Here is a 15,111-nt window from a genome sequence, read left to right on the forward strand (position 1 = left end):
AACCTCAGTTCAGGGTCACGTTCTCGGGCCGCCGGCGCGGCTCGGGGGAGGTGCCGGCGATGACGAGCCCGGACGGGCCGACCCCGACCGGCACGCTCTCGCCGTCGTGGATCTTGCCCGACAGCAACAGCTCCGCCAGCGGGTCCTGCACCGTCTTCTGGATCACGCGCTTCAGCGGTCGCGCCCCGTAGGCCGGGTCGTAGCCGCGGTCGGCGAGCCAGGCGCGCGCCTCGGCGTCCACGTCAAGGGCGATCTTGCGCTCGTCGAGCAGCTTCTGCAGCCGGACGAGCTGGATGTCGACGATCGCCCCCATTTCCGCCCGCTTGAGGCGGTGGAACAGAATGATCTCGTCGATCCGGTTCAGGAACTCCGGCCGGAAGTGGTTGCGCACCACGCCCATCACGTCGTCCCGAACCGCGTCGGTGTCCTCACCGTCCCGCTGCGCCACCAGGTACTCGGCGCCGAGGTTCGAGGTCATGATCAGCAGCGTATTCCGGAAGTCGACCGTGCGGCCCTGTCCGTCCGTCAGGCGCCCGTCGTCGAGCACTTGCAGCAGGACGTTGAACACGTCCGGATGCGCCTTCTCGATCTCGTCGAACAGGACGACCTGATACGGACGGCGCCGCACCGCCTCGGTGAGCGCGCCGCCCTCCTCGTAGCCGACATAGCCGGGGGGCGCGCCGATCAGCCGGGCCACGGAGTGCTTCTCCATGTATTCGGACATGTCGATGCGCACCAAGGCGGTGTCGTCGTCGAACAGGAAGTTGGCGAGCGCCTTTGTCAGCTCGGTCTTGCCGACGCCGGTCGGCCCGAGGAACATGAAAGAGCCGATCGGCCGGTTCGGGTCCTGCAGGCCGGCGCGCGCGCGGCGGACCGCGGTCGAGACCGCCTCCACCGCCTCGCGTTGCCCGACGACCCGCTTGCCGATCGCGTCCTCCATCGCGAGCAGCTTGTCGCGCTCGCCCTCCAGCATCTTTTCCACCGGCACGCCGGTCCAGCGGGAGACGACGCCCGCGATGTGAGCCGGCGTCACCGCCTCCTCGACCATGCCGTCGCGCGCGACCGCGCCTTCGGCCGCCGCCTCGATCTCGGCGAGCCGCTTCTCCAGCCCGGGGATCACGCCGTAGGCGAGCTCGCCCGCGCGCTGATACTGGCCCTGCCGCTGGGCGGAGGCCAGGTCGTTGCGCGCCTCGTCGAGCTTCTTCTTCAGTTCGGCGGCGGCGCCGAGCTTGTCCTTCTCCGCCTTCCACCGCGAGGTAATGGTGGCCGACTGCTCCTCGAGGTCGGCCAACTCCCGCTCGAGCCGGGCGAGTCGGTCGCGCGAAGCCGAATCGGTCTCCTTCTTCAGGGCCTCGCCCTCGATCTTCAGGCGCACGATCTCGCGGTCCAGGTTGTCCAGCTCCTCGGGCTTCGAGTCGACCTGCATGCGCAGGCGCGAGCCGGCCTCGTCCATCAGGTCGATCGCCTTGTCGGGCAGGAAGCGATCGGTGATGTAGCGGTTCGACAGCGTGGCGGCGGCAACCAGGGCCGAATCCTGGATGCGGACGCCGTGGTGCTGCTCGTACTTCTCCTTGATCCCGCGCAGGATCGACACCGTGTCCTCGACGGTGGGCTCCGAGACGAAGACCGGCTGGAAGCGGCGGGCCAGCGCCGCGTCCTTCTCGACGTGCTTGCGGTACTCGTCGAGTGTGGTCGCGCCGACGCAGTGCAGCTCGCCGCGGGCGAGCGCGGGCTTGAGCAGGTTCGAGGCGTCCATGGCGCCGTCGGCCTTTCCGGCGCCGACGAGGGTGTGCATCTCGTCGATGAACAGGATGATGCCGCCGGCCGCCGCCGTCACCTCGGACAGCACCGCCTTCAACCGCTCCTCGAACTCGCCGCGGAATTTCGCGCCCGCGATCAGTGCGCCGAGGTCGAGGGCGAGCAGGCTCTTGTCCTTCAGGCTCTCGGGCACGTCGCCGTCGACGATGCGCAACGCCAACCCCTCGACGATCGCCGTCTTGCCGACGCCGGGCTCGCCGATCAGCACCGGGTTGTTCTTGGTCCGGCGGGACAGCACCTGAATGGTGCGGCGGATCTCCTCGTCGCGGCCGATCACCGGGTCGAGCTTACCCTCGCGCGCCGCCTCCGTGAGGTCGCGGGCGTACTTCTTCAGGGCGTCGTAGGCGTTCTCGGCCGAGGCGTTGTCCGCGGTGCGGCCCTTGCGCAGGGCGTTGATCGCGCCGTTGAGCGAGGCCGGGGTCACGCCGGCAGAAACGAGCGCCTTGCCGGCCTCGGTGTCCTTTTCGACCGCGATCGCGAGCAGAAGCCGCTCGACGGTAACGTAGGAATCGCCCGCCTTCTCGGCGGCCTTCTCGGCGGTGTCGAACAGGCGCACGAGGTCGCGGGTCGCCTGCGGCTGGCTGGCGTTGCCGGACACCTTCGGCTGCTTGACGAGCCACGCCTCGACCTGCGCCAGCGCGACGCGCGACTTGCCGCCGGCGCGGTCGATCAGGCCCGCGCACAGGCCCTCGGGGTCGTCGAGCAGCACCTTCAGCAGGTGGCCCGGCTGCAATTGGGGATGGCCCTCGCGCACCGAGAGGTTCTGCGCCGCCTGGACGAAGCCGCGGGCGCGCTCGGTGTATTTTTCAAAATTCATGCGTGTCTTCATCCTACCGCTTCGGCCTCCGCCGCCCTGGAAGGCACGGTGTCGGCCCGAGACGTCGCCTCCCCGGCGGAAACCGCCGCAGAAAGCCCCGGCGCCGAAGGCCGCCGGTCACAGGGATGTGGTGTTGTAATTGCGCACCACAAGAGGGCGACGCCCCCTTGCATCCCGGCGAAGATCCGGGTCACGGTGCGGGCATGACGACGACGCTGTCCGCCCTCTACCGCTACCCCGTGAAAGGGTTCAGCCCCGAGCCGCTGGAGCGAACGGTGCTGGAGACATCGGGCTACTTTCCGGGCGACAGGCTCTACGCGATCGAAAACGGCGATTCGGGCTTCGACCCGGTCGCGCCGCGGCACCAGCCCAAGACGAAGTACCTGATGCTGATGCGCGACGAGGCGCTGGCCCGCCTGCGCACGCGCTACGACGACGCCACGGCGACGCTCACCGTCGAGGCGGACGGCGAGACGGTCGTCGCCAAGCTCGACACCGCGGCGGGCCGGGCGACGCTGGAAGACCTCATGCGGCGTCGGTTGCCCGACGCCCTGCGCGGGGAGCCGCGGGTGCTCGCAGCGCCGGAGCACACCGGATACCGCTTCACCGATTCGAAGATCGGATACGTGTCGCTGATCAACCTCGCGAGCGTCCGCGCGGTCGAGGAATACGTCGGCGCTCCGGTCGACCCGCTGCGCTTCCGCGGCAACCTCCACGTCGAAGGGCTCGCGCCCTGGGCCGAGCTGGAGATGGTCGGCCGCGTGCTGGAGGCGCGGAGCGGCCTACGCCTGAAGTTGACGAAGCGCACCGTGCGTTGCGCAGCGACCAACGTCGACCCGGTCAGCGGCGCGCGCGACCTCGACATCCCCTGGGCGATCGATGCGCATCTCGGCCACCGCGATTGCGGCGTCTACGCCGAGGTGATCGCCGGCGGCATGCTCGCCGTCGGCGACACCCTGACGGCGATCGGCTGAGGCGCGATCAGGACGACCGGCGCGCGACGACCAGGGGTTCGCCTTCGGTGCGGCGGTGCTCGCAGGAGATCTTGAGGTAGCGGTCGTCGCCGCCGGGCAGCCCGGCCGCGGCGGCCATGGTCTGCGCGTGCATCACGCATTCCATCGGGGTGCGTGCCGGCGAGACGATGACGTCGAGCGCGGTCTCGCGGGAGCAATCCTGCGCCAGGAGCGTGCCGGCGCAGACGAGGGCAACGGACAACAGATCGGACATGACGGACCTCGAGTTCGAGTGATCGGCAGGTCCGCGGGGTGCTCGGGCGTTCGAGCCACCGCGTGTTTCTTGTCCGGGCGTTCCTCGTGACGACGTTTCTCTTGATGAGCTTCGGCTTGCCGACGTTGGGCTTGGTCGCGACGGTGTCTTTGCAGGGGCCGTGCCAGATCGACAGCATCGATCGTGGCTGTGACCTTGCCGCATCAGTCTCGGGCGGAGAGCCAGACAGGCTCGGGCTCGGATACCGGCATCAAGGCGGCGACCACGTCGAGGTCGACGATGTAGTTCTCGGTCAGCAGGCGCCACATGTCGGCGGGAGACGTGGCGCTGCGCTTCAGGCCATCCACCGCCTGGGCGAGCAGCCCGGTGTGGACGAGGGTGGGGCGGGTGAGGAGCGGATCGGAGTGCAGCATGGTCGGCGGTCCCTGGAAGACACCACCAAGGTCGCAGGACGTGGTTAAAGGACCGTTAAGCACAAAATCCTGAGATAGATCAGGCTAGGGACCGACCGCGGGTCTTAAATCGGCTGGAAGCAGTGTTCTGCGCTCAACCTACGGGTGTCTTGCAAACCAAAGGTCTGGATTGGCAAAATGCAGATCGCGTCTCTGGAATTCCCTGCTGAAACGCAGAACGCCCGGGCTCGAGACCCGGGCGTTCCGAACATCTTATCTCGTGGATCGTCAGCTGCGCTTGGCCAGAAGCTGCTCGATCAGCGAGCCGCCCTTCTCGATGGCCGCGAGTTCTTCGGCAACCGCGGCCACCGTCTCGCGGATCTGCTCGGGGGTGTGCTCCGAGGTCATGAAGAAGCGCAGGCGCGAAGCGCGCTCGGGCACCGCCGGATGGATGATCGGCTGCACGTTGATGCCGCGCTTGTACAAGCGGTCGGACAGGGTCACCGACTTCAGCGAATCGCCGACGATCACCGGGATCACCGCGAGGCCCATGCTGGTGCCGGTATCGAGCCCGCGCTTCTTGGCACAGGCGAGGAACAGCGCGCCGTTCTGGCGCAGGCGCTCCACCCGGTCCGGCTCCTCGTGCATCACTTCGAGGGCGGCTTCCGCGGCGGCCGCGAGCGGCGGCGACATGCCGACGCTGTAGACGAAGCCGCCGGCGGTGCACTTCAGGTATTCAATGAGGGTGGAGGCGCCGCAGATGTAGCCGCCGCAGGCAGAGAGCGTCTTCGAGAAGGTGCCCATCCAGATGTCGACCCGCTTGGGGTCGATGCCGGCATGCTCGAACAGCCCGGCGCCGTTGCGCCCGAGCACGCCGAGCCCGTGGGCGTCGTCGACCATCAGCCAGGCGTTGTAGCGCTCCTTGAGGGCGATGAAGCCGGCGAGGTCCGGCGCGTCGCCGTCCATGCTGTAGAGGCCCTCGATCACGATCAGGGCGCGGCGGTGCTCGTGCCGCGTCGCCTGCAGCAGGCTCTCCAGCGCGTCGAGGTCGTTGTGGGCGAAGGAGCGGCGCTGGGCGCCCGACAGCTGCGCGCCGGTGACGATGCTGTTGTGAATCAGGGCGTCATGGAAGATCACGTCGCCGGCTTCGAGCAAGGCCCCGATGGTCGTGACGTTGGTCGCGTGCCCGCTCACCATCACGACGCAGGCTTCGGTCTGGTAATGCGCAGCGAGCGCCTTCTCCAGGCTGATATGGCCCGGCCGCTCACCAGCGACGACGCGGCTCGCCGACGACGAGGTGCCGAACTGGGTGATCGCCTCGCGCGCCGCATCCGAGATGCGAGGGTGTCCGTTCAGCCCGAGATAGTCGTAGGAGGAAAAGTTGACGAAGGACCGGCCGGCGATGCGCGTGGTCGCGCCGGCCTTGGTCTCGTGGACGTGGAAGAACGGGTTGTCGAGGCCGATCAGCTCGGCGGCCGAGCGCTGCAGGCGCAGCTCGCGATAGCCCGGAAGGCTCGCGAAATCCTGCACCGACGGGTCGCCGCCCTTCTCGGGCGCGCGCAGGGCCGTCGGCCGGGGCGCGTTGCGCCCAAGCCGGTTCGTCACGAAGCCCGCGAGCGCGGCGCGCCCACCGTCCGGCCGGGGCGATTGGGTCATGACAGGATCTCTTTGCTCTCGAGGCTCTTCTTCTCGACGAGGTCCTGGAACGGCTGGAGTACCGCCACGTCGACCTCGCTGCCGACGTGCCTGGAGGCGAGGCTCAAGGCGACGCCGGCAGCCTCGTCCATCGGCGCGGAAACCGCCTGAATTAAGGACTCCGACAACTCGTTCACGGTCATCCCCGACGAGAGGCCCGCGGGCGGCGAATCGAGGCCGAAGCGCTCCTGCAGGCTCGCACCGAGCTCGACGCCCATCAGCGAGTCGAGGCCGATCTCCGAGAGCTGCCGCACGCGGCTGATGTCGTCCTTGGGCAGGCGCAGGATCCGGGCGATGTCCTCGACGATCGCGTCGGACACCGTCTTGCGCACCGCGTCGACGTCGCCGCCCTTGAGCAGCGTGCCGATGCTGATCGCGGCCACCGCGCCGGCTTCCATCTGCTGGTCGGACCCGAGGTCGTCGTAGCTCGGCGAGCGCATGGTCGCGAGGCGCTCGCGCGTCTTGCCCCAGTGCATCGAGGCGATGGCCAACACCGCGTCGTCGGGCGTCGAGCCCTGGGCGCCGAGCGCGTCGGCCATCAGGCCGAGGCAACGGCGGGCCTCCATCGGCGTGACGCCGACGCGGCCGGCGAGGCCTTCCATCACCGCCTTGTTGCGGGCGAGCATGCCGACATCGCCGATGGCACCCCAGGCGACGGCCAGCGCCGGCAACCCGCGGCGGCGGCGCTGGCGGGCCAGCCCTTCCATGAAGCCGTTGGCGGCGACGTAGGCGCCCTGGCCCGGGTTGCCGATGAAGGTGGTGGCCGAGGAGAACACCACGAAGTAGTCGAGCGCGCGCTCACGGGTCGCCGCGTCGAGGTTCTGCGCGCCGACGACCTTGGGGCCGATCACAGCGTCGAGGCCGGCGGCGTCGAGGTTGGCGATGAGACCGTCCTGCAGCACGGCGGCGGCGTGGATCACGCCGGCGAGCTTGCGGCCGGACGCCTCGACGCCGGCGAGCAGCGCGTCCACCGCAACGCGGTCGGTGATGTCGCACGGCATCACCTCGACGGTGATGCCGCGGGCGGTGAGATCCGCGACGACCGCCTTGGCCTCCTCCGTCTCCGCGCCCTTGCGGCCGACGAGGAGCAGGTTCCTGGCGCCGCGGTCGGCAAGCCAGCGGGCCGCCTCGCCGCCGAAGCCGCCGAGGCCGCCGGTGATCAGGTGGACGCCGTCAGTCGTGACCACGAAGGGCGTGCTGCGCGCGGCGAGCACCCGGCCGGGCTTGGGCGGCGCGATCACGATCTTACCGACGTGACCCGATTGCTGCATCAGCCGGAACGCATCCGAGGTCTCGTCCGCGGTGAACGGCTGATAGGGCAGGGGCTTGAGGCCGCCGTCGTTGAACAGAGCCATCACCTCGCGAAACATCCGCGCGCCGTCCTCGCCTTGGTGCTGGAGCACCTGGTCCAGGTCGACGCCGAAGTAGCTGAGGTTCCGGCGGAACGGGCGCAGGCCGATATGGGTGTTGGCGACGTAGTCGCGCTTGCCCAGCTCGATGAAGCGGCCGAACGGCTTCAGCGCGTTGAGCGAGCGCTCCATCGCCTCGCCGAACAGGCTATTGAGGACCACGTCGACGCCGGTGCCGGTCAGCGCCCGGACGTCGTCGACGAAGGCGAGCGAGCGCGAATCAAGCACGTGCTCGGCGCCGAGCGCCTTCACAAGGGCGCGCTTTTCGCGCGAGCCCGCTGTGGCGATGACGCGGGCACCCTTCAGCTTGGCGATCTGCAGCGCGGCCAAGCCGACGCCGCCGGCTCCGCCATGGACCAACACCCACTCGCCGCGGCGCAGGCGTGCACAGGAGACGAGGCCGTAATAGGCAGTGAGGAACGCGACCGGCACGGTGGCGGCGGCCATCGGATCGAGGCCGTCGGGCGCCGGCGCGACTACGAGCTCGGGCACGACGATGTGGGTGGAAAAGCCCGACTGGGCGAAGGCCACGACCGGATCGCCGACCTTGAACGCCTTGACGCCGGCGCCCACCGCGACGACGCGGCCGGCGCATTCGAGGCCGAGGCGAGGTCCGGCGAAGCCGTCCTCCAGGATCTCCTCCGGCAGCATCGACAGCGCCCAGAGCACGTCGCGGAAGTTGAGGCCGGTGGCCTCGACGGCGATCTCGACCTCGCCGGCCTCCGGTGCGCGGCGCGTCGCCGGACCCCAAACCATCTCATTGAGGCCGCCGGTGTTGCTGCGCTCCAGGCGCGCGGCCTCGGCCGGCACCGCCTCTGGATCGGTCCGCCGGGCGGCGTGGCCCGGACGGAAGCGGATCACCCGCGTGCAGTCGTCGTCGAGGACGATCTCGGTCTCAGGCGTGCCCGAGAGGATCAGGTCGCGCAGGCGCTCGGCGGAGCGCTTCGAGCCGATCTCGGGCGCAAGGTCGATGCGGCGCACGTCGAGCGTCGCGATCTCGTTGGCGAGCGTGCGGGAGAAGGCCCAGACCCCGGCCTCGACCGAGGCCGCCGACCCGCCGGCATCGCGGGTCGCGCCGGGGGAGACCACCCAGAGCTTGGTCGGGCGCGCGCCGAGATGCTCGGTGCAGCGCTTCAGGCTGAGGCACCGGTCGCGCAGCCGGGCGGCCGCATCGCCGCCGCGGGTGAAGGCGCCGGCCAGGAACACCACCGTGTCCGGGGTCTCCCGCTCCAGCTCCAACAGGGACGCCTCGGAGTCGAGGATGATCGAGACGTGGACGCCGGCCGCGACGAGCAGGGTCGCGAGGGACGACGCGGTCTCGGCGGCGAACTCGTCGTCCGAGCCGATGACGAAGGCGAAGGTCTGCGCCGCCGCCTTGCCGGGTCGGGGCGGGGCCTCGGCGACGAGCAGCAGGTCGTCGCCGTTGACGGAAGCCGCGCGATCGACCGCGACGCTGACGAGGCCGGTGGCGCTCAGCGTGCGCTGCCAGCCCGGGATGTCGTCGAGGCGGCCGACGGGCATGTCGCCCACGCCGGCCTCGAACCAACCCGGGATCAGGCCGAAGACGAGGTCGCGGAACAGCGAGGCGCCAGGCTCGACGGCGAGCAGCAGGCCGCCGGTGGCCAGCGCGTTGGCAAGCCGCTGCGGCAGGTCGCGGTCGCCGCGGTGCAGCGCGCCGCTGGCCAGGATCAGGTCGAAGCCAGCGGCGGGGAGGTCCTCGGCCGCCTCGATCACCGCGACGCCACGAGGCAGGGCGAGGCGGGCACGCTCCGCCAGGCGACGGTCGGTGTCGAACACGGTGAGGCGCGCCTCGGCCGTCTCGGCGAAGGCGGCGGCCTGGGCGGATAGCGGACCGAAGCCGACCTGCAGGAGGCGGAGCGCCCGGTCCTTCGGCAGCCTGTCGCGGCAGGCCTCGGCGATTCCAGCGACCACGTCGGCGGAAGCGCGGGCGGTGGCGCTGCGCAGGGTGAACGCGTCGAGCGCGTTCTGCGGCAGGCTCGGGGCCTCGGTCAGCGTGCCCGCGAGCAGGCGATCGACCAGGGCGCCGACGTCGGCCAGGAGCACCAGCTCGGCCGACAGCTCGGGATGGTCGGCCGCGATCCAGCGCATGATCTCGGTCGGCGCCGGCAGGGCGTCGCCGTCGCCGAGGCGCCAGCGCCCGCCATCCTGCTCGGCCAGGCCGCTGCTCTCGAGCGCGTAGAGGGCGTTGACCAGCCAGGGCCGCATCTCGGCGGGGACGCGCACGTCGACGGAGACGGCGGTGCCCTGCTTGAGGCCGGAGGCGAGGCGGTAGGCGAGCGAGGTCGCCCAGCCCTCGAGCAGGAGGTGGCCCGGTGAGAGCGGGGCGCCGGACGCGGCCCGCGCGACCTTGGCGGACGGCTTCAACAGCGCGGCGATGCTCGAACGGCGGTCCATCGCGATCGCGGTCGGCTCGGTGGCCAGCTCCACCCCTTGCGTGATCGCGTAGGCCGCGAGGTCGCCGCCGCCCTTGGCGCGCAGGGCCTGGAAACGACCCTCGCGGATGGTGGCGACCACCTCGCCCTCGGTGTCGAGGATGGTGAAGTCGGCCAGGATCGAGCGCTCGTTGCAGCGCCGCGTCCGGATGACGGCCCGCGCGATCGAGGCGCCGGGGCGCAGCAGCCGGACCTCGCCGAAGCGGACCGGGATGTAGGCCTTGCCGGCGTTCTCGCCGAGCAGGTCGGCGAACAGCAGGATCAGGCCGTGGAAGCAGGCGTCGAGCCGTGCCGGCACCAGACCGTAGCGCGGGTCGGCCTCGGCGGGGACGAGGTCGGAGACGATGGTGACGTCGTCGATGCGTGCGCTCGCCGCGACCTGGCGGAAGCTCGGCCCGAAGCCGAGGCCGGCGGCCTCGGCGCGCAGGTAGAGATCGTCGCCGGTGAGCACGTTCTCGGACGGCATCTCGACGTCGGGCCGGACCGGAGGGGCGAAGGTGCCCTCGACGATCTTGGCCGAGGCGTGCAGCTGCCAGGGCGACGGGGTCAGGCGCGGGCGGCTGAGGACCTGGACGGCGTTGCCGGAGCCGGCCATCCGCACCGCGACCTCGCGCAAAGCTTCCTCGCCGAACACCATCGGCGAGTGGATCTCGAACTCGGCGAGCACGACGTGGTCGCTGCGCAGGGCCTCACGGACGGCGGCCAGCGCCATCTCGACGAAGCCGGCGCCCGGCATGATCGCCTGGCCCTCGATGCGGTGGTCGTCGAGTTCCGGGATCGTCGCGATGTCGGCGTAGCCGTGCCATTCCAGGCCGTCGACCTGGACGCGAGAGCCGATCAGCGGATGGTAGACCCGCGCCGTCGCGGAGCCGAGGCTTTCGGTGGTGTCGCCGAGGCGGAACGGGCGGCGCTGCCAAGGGTAGGTCGGCAGGTCCAGTGCGCCCGAAGGCGCGTCGCCGAACACGGTCGGCTCGTCCACTGCGGCGCCCTGGACCAGGGCGGCCGCCAGCGCGCGGGCGATCGGATCGCTGCCGCTGGCCTTCTTGTGCATGACGCCGACGGTGGCGTTGTCGATGCCGAGCGGCTCGATGGCGTCGCCGATATGCGACATCAGCGTCGCGCGCGGGCCGACCTCGACGAAGATGCGGGCACCCTGGCGGGTCGCCTCCTGCACCGCCTCGGAGAAGCGCACCGGCTCGCGGATGTTGCGCCACCAGTAGGTTCCGCCGAACTGGGTCCCGTCGAGCACCGACCCGGTCACGGTCGAGACCATCTTCGTGGTGCCGGTCGAGGGCTTGAGGCCGGCGAGGTCGCGCAGCAGCGGCTTCTCGGTCGGGTCCATGAACCGGCCGTGGAAGGCGTAGTCGAGGTCGAGCTTGCGCCCGCGCCGGCGCTTGCGCGACAGGGCCTTGAGCGCAGCGTCGACCGCGGCGACCGGCCCGGCGACGGTGACGGCCTTGGGACTGTTGTAGGCGGCGATGTCGAGGGTCGGGTAATCCTTGAGGAAGCCTTCGACCTCCTCGGCCGGCATCAGCAGCACCGCCATGGTGCCCTGGCCGCGGGTCGTCTCCTGATGGTGGCTGCGGTAGAAGATCACCTTCACCGCCTGCTCGAGGCTCAGGATGCCGGCGGCTTCGGCCGCGGCGATCTCGCCGACGCTGTGGCCGAGTACGAATTTCGGCGCGAGGCCGGCGGCGCGCAACGCCGTGGTCGAGGCGCTCTGGATCGCGAAGATCAGCGGCTGCGAGACGCTGGTGAGCGCCAGGCGCTCTTCGAGGTCTTCAGCGTCGAGTGCCGCCTTGAGCGACCACTTCGAATAGGCCGCGAATAGCGCGTCGATCCGGTCGAAGGCGGCGCGGAACGCCACGTTCTCGGCATAGGCCTCGCGGCCCATCCCGGCCCACTGGCTGCCGTTGCCGGAATAGACGAAGGCGACGTCCGCCGCCCGGTCGATCGCGGTGCCGGTGAGCGCGACCGCCGAATCCTCGGCCTCGCCGACGGCGCGGAGCTCGCCGGCGATGTCGGCCTTGCCGTCCAACGTGATCGCAAGGCGAGACGCCAGGCGCTCGCGACGGTGCGCGGCGCCGGCCGCGATCCGGGCGGCCTCGGCGGCGTCGGCACCGTCGAAGCGCTCGGCGTAGTCGAGGGCGAGTTCGTTAAGGGCGGCGCGGCTCTGGGCCGACAGCAGCAGGATCTCGGGCACGCGGGCCGCGGAGGCCGCCGCGGCGACCGGGGCCGGATCGGTCAGCACGATGTGGGCGTTGGTGCCGCCGAAACCGAAGGAGTTCACGCCGGCGAAGCGCTGGCGCGCGCCGCGCGGGATCGCCAACCCGGTCTGCACCACGTGCAGGTTCATCTCGGCGAACGGGATGTCGGGGTTGAGCTCGGCCGAATGCAGCGAGGGCGGCACGAGGTCGTGCTCGAGCGCAAGACTCGCCTTGAGCAGGCCGGCGAGGCCGGAGGTCGGCTCGGTGTGGCCGATGTTGGTCTTGATCGAGCCGATCGGCAGCGGGCTCTTGCGGCCCATGCCGATCTTGCCGCCGATGGCGGAGGCCTCGATCGGGTCGCCCACCGGCGTGCCCGTGCCGTGCGCTTCCATGAACGCCACGTCGTCGAGGTCGATCTCGGCCTCGCGGTAGACCTGCTCCAGCAGCGCGCCCTGCGCGTAGCCCGAGGGCAGCGAGATGCCGGTGGTGCGCCCGTCCGAGTTGACGCCGGTGGCGGCGATCACGCCGCGGACGGTCGAGCCGCCGCGTCGCGCGGCTTCCGCCGATTGTAGCACGAGCACCACGCCGCCCTCCGAGCGGACGTAGCCGTCGGCGGAGGCCGAGAAGGCCTGGCATAGCCCGGTGCGCGACAGCATCTGCGCGTTGGAGAAGCAGATGAAGTTGAACGGGCTCGCGAGCAGGTTAACGCCGGCCACGATCGCCGTGTCGACGCGGCCCGAACGGATCGCGGCCACCGCGTTGTCTAGGGCCACGAGCGAGGACGAGCACGCGGTGTCGACGGTGAAGCTAGGCCCCTTGAGGTCGAAGATGTACGAGATCCGGTTCGACAGGATCGAGAGCGTGTTGCCGGTGGCGGCGTAGGCGTCGCCCGACGGAACGTCGAGGATGCGAAGGTTGCCGTAATCGAGCGACGAGGCGCCGACGAACACGCCGATCGGGTTGCCCGCGACGCTCGACGGCCGCATGCCCGCGTCTTCCAGCGCCTCCCAGGTCAGCTCGAGCAGGAGCCGCTGCTGCGGGTCCATCTGCTCGGCCTCGCGCGGCGAGATGCCGAACACCGCCGGGTCGAACGACCAGATGTCGTCGAGCACGCCCGCGGCCCATGTGTAGCTCTTGCCGCGCTCCTGCGCCCGCGGGTGCCCGAACCGGTCGAGCGACCAGCGGTCGCCGGGGATACGGCCGACGGCGCAGCGCGCCTCCGTGAGCAACTGCCAGAGTCCGTCGACGCTCGGCGCGCCGGGAAGCCGGCAGGCGCGACCGACGATCGCGATGTCAGTACGTTGTGTCACGTTTGATTCGCACACGCTCGTTAACGGAAAACGGATCGGGCATCGGCAGCACCGCGCTTCGAGGCGATGCTTAGTATGGCTCTAAATCGCTGTCCAACCTAAGGGAGGGACGACGGCATCGAAGAGGCCGGTTTGCGCTCGGCTGTCGTGAATGTTCATCAACCTAAGCTTTGCCGCAGCCTTGTCACCATTGCCATCTGAACCGTTCAAAACCGGTGAATTTGTGTTGAAAGCGCCGCGTCATTGCAGCGCGCGCCGATCGATCGACCTCTGGACGCTCGAGTTGCCGGCTTCACCCGCCGTCTCGTTCTTCGGATCGCCCGCCCCCCGACGCACGTCCCACGCCGGCGTAGCGGAAGCCGAGGCGTTCCACGTCTTGGACGCGGTAGACGTTGCGCAGGTCGACCAGGACCGGCTCGGCCATTGTGGTGCGCAGCCGTTCGAGGTCGAGCGCCCGGAACGCGTTCCACTCGGTGACGAGCACCAAGGCGTCGGCGCCCTCGGCGCAGGAATAGGGGTCGTCGGCGTAATCGATGTCGGGCAGGAGCGCACGTGCTTGGCCCATTCCCTCGGGGTCGTAGGCCCGCACGGTCGCACCGGCGTCCAGCAGACCGGCGACGATCGCGAGCGAAGGGGCATCGCGCATGTCGTCGGTGTTGGGCTTGAAGGTGAGGCCGAGCAGCCCGATCGTCTTGCCGCGCACCGAGCCGCCGCAGGCCTGGATGACCTTGCGCGCCATCGCCCGCTTGCGGCTCTCGTTGACCGCGACCACGGTCTCGACGATCCGCATCGGCGTCCCGGCATCCTGCGCTGTCTTCACCAGCGCCAGCGTATCCTTGGGGAAGCACGAGCCGCCGTAGCCCGGGCCGGCATGGAGGAACTTCGCGCCGATGCGGTTGTCGAGGCCAATGCCGCGGGCGACCTCCTGCACGTCGGCGCCGACCTGCTCGCACAGGTCCGCGATCTCGTTGATGAAGGTGATCTTGGTCGCCAGGAAGGCGTTGGCCGCGTACTTGGTCAGCTCGGCGGTACGCCGTCCGGTGACGAGGATCGGCGCGGCGTTGAGGTAGAGCGGGCGGTAGACCTCCCGGATCACCTCCTCGGCGCGCGCGTCCTCGGCACCGATGACGATGCGGTCGGGTCGCTTGAAGTCGTCGATCGCCGCGCCCTCGCGCAGGAATTCCGGGTTGGACACGACGGCGAAGTCGGCCTCGGGCCGCGCCTCGCGGATGATGCGCTCGACCTCGTCGCCGGTGCCGACCGGAACCGTGGATTTTGTGACGATCACCGTATAGCCGGTCAGCGCCGCCGCGATCTCGCGGGCCGCGGCGTAGACGTAGCTGAGGTCGGCGAAGCCGTCGCCGCGTCGCGAGGGCGTGCCCACCGCGATGAACACCGCGTCGGCGCCCGCGACCGCCGCCGCGAGGTCGATCCCGAAGCCGAGCCGACCCCGGCGCACGTTCTCGGCGACGAGCGCTTCGAGACCGGGTTCGTAGATCGGCATGCGCCCGGCGCGCAACGCCTCGATCTTGGCCGGGTCCTGGTCGAGGCACACGACCTCATGCCCGAAATCGGCAAAACAAGTCCCGGACACCAGGCCGACATACCCCGACCCGACCATGACGATCCGCATGCAACCTCCGTCGTCGGCTCGGATGCGATCGCCGATTGCACTGCAGCATTACCCTGGATCGGCTTCGCAGGGAACAGGCCGTACGGCGCCCCTCGTCTCAGAAGCTCCGGGCGAAACCGTATCACTGTCCCACCGCCCGGTAGGGTGAAA

Annotated in this window: 7 protein-coding genes; 1 reads left to right on the plus strand and 6 read right to left on the minus strand. The window is 70.2% G+C overall.

Annotation, left to right across the window (positions count from 1 at the left end; translation table 11 throughout):
* Positions 1-4: 4 nt before the first annotated feature.
* Positions 5-2,635 carry an ATP-dependent chaperone ClpB gene (gene clpB, locus FV229_RS01165; RefSeq protein ID WP_147750181.1) on the minus strand — a complete coding sequence of 877 codons (2,631 nt, stop codon included), beginning with the start codon at positions 2,633-2,635 and terminating at the stop codon, positions 5-7.
* Positions 2,636-2,838: 203 nt separating this feature from the next.
* Here clpB and FV229_RS01170 point away from each other — a divergent pair, with 203 nt between their 5' ends.
* A complete protein-coding gene (locus FV229_RS01170; RefSeq protein ID WP_147750182.1) occupies positions 2,839-3,609 on the plus strand; it encodes an MOSC N-terminal beta barrel domain-containing protein in 771 nt (256 codons plus the stop codon).
* Between the two features lie 7 nt (positions 3,610-3,616).
* Here the strand turns inward: FV229_RS01170 and FV229_RS01175 are convergent, their stop codons facing one another.
* The 5 genes from FV229_RS01175 to FV229_RS01195 form a co-directional block, all read right to left on the minus strand.
* Positions 3,617-3,862, minus strand: coding sequence for a hypothetical protein (locus FV229_RS01175; protein ID WP_147750183.1), 246 nt, complete (start codon positions 3,860-3,862; stop codon positions 3,617-3,619).
* A gap of 203 nt (positions 3,863-4,065) precedes the next feature.
* The gene (locus tag FV229_RS01180; RefSeq protein ID WP_147750184.1) at positions 4,066-4,275 is read right to left on the minus strand and encodes a hypothetical protein; all 210 of its coding nucleotides are present in this window, start codon (positions 4,273-4,275) and stop codon (positions 4,066-4,068) included.
* A gap of 267 nt (positions 4,276-4,542) precedes the next feature.
* Positions 4,543-5,910, minus strand: coding sequence for an aminotransferase class I/II-fold pyridoxal phosphate-dependent enzyme (locus tag FV229_RS01185; RefSeq protein WP_147750185.1), 1,368 nt, complete (start codon positions 5,908-5,910; stop codon positions 4,543-4,545).
* Positions 5,907-13,328, minus strand: coding sequence for a type I polyketide synthase (locus FV229_RS01190; RefSeq protein ID WP_187275016.1), 7,422 nt, complete (start codon positions 13,326-13,328; stop codon positions 5,907-5,909). The genes FV229_RS01185 and FV229_RS01190 overlap by 4 nt, the downstream gene beginning before the upstream one ends.
* 292 nt (positions 13,329-13,620) lie before the next feature.
* The gene (locus FV229_RS01195) at positions 13,621-14,961 is read right to left on the minus strand and encodes a UDP-glucose/GDP-mannose dehydrogenase family protein (RefSeq protein WP_147750187.1); all 1,341 of its coding nucleotides are present in this window, start codon (positions 14,959-14,961) and stop codon (positions 13,621-13,623) included.
* Positions 14,962-15,111: the final 150 nt, after the last annotated feature.

The sequence above is a fragment of the Methylobacterium sp. WL120 genome, from assembly GCF_008039465.1.
GTDB classification, from domain to species: Bacteria; Pseudomonadota; Alphaproteobacteria; order Rhizobiales; family Beijerinckiaceae; genus Methylobacterium; species Methylobacterium cerastii.